Genomic DNA, 294 nt, shown 5'->3' with positions numbered 1-294 from the left:
GCGAGTACAACGGCTACACCTAATACTTGCACGCGAACACCTACAACCACTTGGAAGGCGCCCACAACGACGCGGCCCTGGCCGTCTGCGATGCGGTAGCCGCCGAGGGCGTGGAGTTCTTCGGAAACGCCGTTGCGCGCCGCCTCCATACGCTCCGCAAGACCGCCGTCTCGGCCCACGGCGAAGGCGCGGGAGTCCAGCTCTCTCACGGAAAGCCTCGCGCCCAGCGTGCCGCTCTCGGCGACCCACACCTGCTTGTTGGCCCGGGCCTCCTCTAAAGAGAGCTGCTCGGCC

General features: G+C 67.0%; 1 protein-coding gene. It reads right to left on the bottom strand.

Going from position 1 to position 294, the window contains the following annotated elements; genetic code table 11:
• The coding region (locus NE591_RS14965; RefSeq protein WP_256157070.1) for a hypothetical protein at nucleotides 1–294 on the bottom strand (294 nt) is incomplete at both ends.

The sequence above is a fragment of the Adlercreutzia sp. DFI.6.23 genome (assembly GCF_024462535.1).
In the GTDB taxonomy this organism is placed as follows: Bacteria; Actinomycetota; Coriobacteriia; order Coriobacteriales; family Eggerthellaceae; genus Adlercreutzia; species Adlercreutzia rubneri.
This window is presented reverse-complemented; position numbering and strand designations above follow the sequence as displayed.